Origin of the sequence: Stackebrandtia sp. (genome assembly GCF_035643755.1) — a bacterium.
Lineage (GTDB): Bacteria > Actinomycetota > Actinomycetes > Mycobacteriales > Micromonosporaceae > Stackebrandtia.
The window spans coordinates 1-3197 of sequence record NZ_DASQPW010000182.1 but is presented as its reverse complement, the minus strand read 5'-3'; the positions used below and the strand labels follow the sequence as shown (position 1 = coordinate 3197).

Here is a 3197-nt window from a genome sequence, read left to right as displayed (position 1 = left end):
GACCTCGCCGAGGACGCCGAGCTGCGCGCCGACATCGACGCCGCCATCGCCGAGGCCAACGCGACGGTGTCTCACGCGGAGGCCATCAAGAAGTACCGCGTCCTGTCCGCGGCGCTGACCGAGGAGTCCGGCGAGGTCACTCCCAAACAGAGCGTGAAGCGCAACGTAGTCTTGACGAAGTACGCCGAGGACTTCGAGGCGATTTACACGACTTAACAGGCAGGCCGGGTTTGATCGACAGGGTGTGGCGTCGGCAGCGATGGTTGCTGCCCGCCTTGGGGTTGCGGGCCGCGGTGTTCGCGATCGTCGCGATCGGCGGCCTGACCACCCATACCTCCACCGACACCCTGATCTGGATCGTGCTGATCGCGGTGGCCTCGGTGCCGGGCACCCTGGCCCCGGCCGACCCGATCTTCGGGCGGCTGGGACGGCTGATCGAGGTGGCCGTCGTCGTGGCCGGGGACGTCACGCCCGGCGACCCGCACTTCTGGCTGCTGATCTACCTGATCGCGCCCTTCGGGGGCGCGGCCATGTTCGGCGGTCTGCGCGACGATCGGGTCGCCACGGCCCGTTCCGACAGCTTCCTGACCCGGTATCCCGGCCTGGTCGAGGCGGGCGTCTTGTGCCTGATCTCGGTGGCGCTGGTGACCTCGGCGGCCTTCGCGTCGCCGGCCATCGGCGGCGGCGACTACGCCCGCGAGGTGTCCAGCGCGATCGGTCTGGGCCTGTTGGCCGCGACCGTCGGGCATTGGCTGCGGCACCTGTTGCACGCCGAGATGCCCTCGGGTTCGCGGCCCTATGCCGAGGCCACCGCACTGCTCACGCAGCTGCGGGCCGTGGCGCGGCAGCTGCCGGGCGGGACCCTCGACCCGGGCGGGATCGCCACCGATCTGGTGGAGCGGCTGCGTCAGGAGACCCGGGCCGATCGGGTGGCGTTGCTGGTGGCCAGCGGCGGCAACCGCCTGGTGGTGCTGGGGCAGTCGGCGGCCGAGCGCGTCGACTGGGAGACCGAGCTGTCCAACAACGCCACGATGGCCGACTCGTGGGCCGGGCAGCAGCCCCACCTGGCCAACACGCCCCTGACGCGCAGCGGCAGCGGGCCGGTGTCGGCGCTGGTGGTGCCGCTGGTGGCGGGGCGGCGCACGGTCGGGCTGGTGCTCATGGAGTGCGACGAGCCCGACTGCTACACCTCCGAGTCGGTCGACAACGTGGTGTCGGCCACCGACGGCGCGGCGCTGCGTTTGGAGACGGCGCTGCTGTTCGACGACGTCCGCTCTTTGGCCACTATGGAGGAACGGCAGCGGCTGGCCCGCGAGATCCACGACGGCATCGCCCAGGAGCTGGCGATGCTGGGCTACGGCATCGACCACGCGATGGCCCAGCTGCCCACCAACGCCATCGAATCGTCCCAGCAGCTCCACGACCTGCGCGATGAGGTGACCCGGCTCATCACCGAGCTGCGGCTGTCGCTGTTCGAGCTGCGCAGCGAGGTCGACCGCCACGGCGGCCTCACCACCGCGATCGCCGACTACGCCCGCACCGTGGGCGCCTCCGCGGGGCTGCGCGTCCACCTGTCCCTGGACGAGGGCGGCGCGCGGCTGCCGGCGTCCACCGAGGCGGAACTGCTGCGCATCGCCCAGGAGGCGATCACCAACGCCCGTAAGCACGCCCGCGCCGAGAATCTGTGGGTCACCTGTGAGGTCGACCCGCCGTACGCCCGCATCGAGGTCGCCGACGACGGTCGCGGCCTGTTGGGCGATGGCGCGGATGGCCGCTACGGTTTGACCATTATGTCCGAACGCGCCGAGAGAATTCGCGGCTCACTGGAGATCCGACCCCGGCAACCGCATGGCACAACCGTCGCCGTGCTGCTAGCACAGTCCGAACGGCCAGGTACCGTGTCGGACGAAGCTGTTAAGGGAGTAGCACACAATGAATAGCCCCACACCTGGCAACGAAGCCACCACCGTACTGATCGTGGACGACCACGACCTGATTCGCAAGGGACTGCGTCACGCGTTCAGTCGCGACCCGCAGTTCGAGGTGGTGGCCGAGGCGGGTTCGGCCGGTGACGGCCTACGCAAGGCCGCCGCGCTGCAGCCAAACGTCGTCATCATGGATCTGCGTCTGCCGGACGGTTCGGGGCTGGAGGCCACGCGCAAGCTGCGCAAGGCGCACCCGAACATGGGCATCGTGGTGCTGACCATGTACGCCGGGGACGACCAGTTGTTCGGCGCCCTCGAGGCAGGGGCCAGCGCCTTCGTTCCCAAGAGCGCTCCCTCCGACGACGTGGTGTCGGCCGCCCGCCACGCCGCCACCACTCCCAACGCCTTCACGGCCGCCGACCTGGCCGAGGCCATGAAGCGCCGCCTCACCCCCACCGGGCCGCAGCTGTCGCCGCGCGAGTCGCAGGTGTTGAAGCTGCTGGCCGACGGCATGAGCGTCGCCGGGATCGCCAAGCAGCTGTACGTCTCGGAGTCCACGGCCAAGACCCACATCTCGAAGCTCTACGAGAAGCTGGGCGCCGGCAACCGCGCCCAGGCCCTGATGACGGCCCTGAAGCTCGGTCTTCTCGAGGCGCCCGACTCCCCGAAGTTCTAGGCGAGCAGCCTCCGGAGCCGGTCGGCGCGGTCGGGCCAGGTCCACGCGGCGCGCATCCATTGGCGGCCCGCCGCGCCCATCTTGCGCACCAGCGGCGGGTCGGTGAGCAGTTCGGACAGTCGCCGGGCGACGGCCGCGGTGTCGCGTCCATTCACGACATACCCGGTTTCGCCGTGGCGCACCGTGTCTGTGGCCCCGCCGGAGTCGCCCGCGATGACGGGCAGCCCGGTGGCCGCGGCCTCCAGGTAGACCACGCCGAGGCCCTCGACGTCCAGGCCGCCGCGGCGGGTGCGGCACGGCATGGCGAACACGTCCCCGGCCGCGAAGTGGGCGGGCAGGTCGGCGTCGGGCACGGGCCCGGCGAGGACGACGGCGCCGCCGACGCCGAGCGCCGATGCCTTGCGGCGCAGGGCCTTGGCGTACGGACCGCCGCCCACCAACAGCAGGACGGTTCCGGGCGCGGCGCGGCGCACGGCGGGCAGCGCCTCGATCAGGACGTCCTGTCCCTTGCGCGGCACCAGCCGCGACACGCACACCACGACGGGCACCGGCCCGATGCCGTGGCGGGCACGGATCCTCGCGCCGTCGGCCTCGGG

Annotated in this window: 3 protein-coding genes and 1 pseudogene; 3 read left to right on the top strand and 1 reads right to left on the bottom strand. The window is 71.3% G+C overall.

The window, feature by feature from the left end; genetic code table 11:
- The 3 genes and pseudogenes from VE172_RS13605 to VE172_RS13595 all read left to right on the top strand — a co-directional run.
- A pseudogene (locus VE172_RS13605) lies at nucleotides 1-216 on the top strand (long-chain fatty acid--CoA ligase); the annotation flags it as partial.
- A gap of 26 nt (nucleotides 217-242) precedes the next feature.
- On the top strand, nucleotides 243-1940 hold the full coding sequence (locus VE172_RS13600) for a sensor histidine kinase (RefSeq protein ID WP_324802461.1): 1698 nt from the start codon (nucleotides 243-245) through the stop codon (nucleotides 1938-1940).
- Nucleotides 1933-2601 (top strand): response regulator transcription factor, encoded by a 669-nt coding sequence (locus tag VE172_RS13595; protein WP_324802460.1) that lies wholly within the window; start codon nucleotides 1933-1935, stop codon nucleotides 2599-2601. Before VE172_RS13600 ends, VE172_RS13595 begins: the two co-directional genes overlap by 8 nt.
- On the opposite strand, the gene VE172_RS13590 is transcribed toward VE172_RS13595, so the two are convergent.
- Nucleotides 2598-3197 (bottom strand): glycosyltransferase family 4 protein (locus VE172_RS13590; protein WP_324802459.1); only part of this gene is annotated, 600 nt, incomplete at its 5' end. The two genes, VE172_RS13595 and VE172_RS13590, sit on opposite strands and share 4 nt — an antisense overlap.

Coding starts and splice junctions, on each gene's coding strand:
- VE172_RS13595 (WP_324802460.1), top strand. CDS start 1,933: ATGAATAGCCCCACACCTGGCAACGAAGCCACCACCGTACTGATCGTG.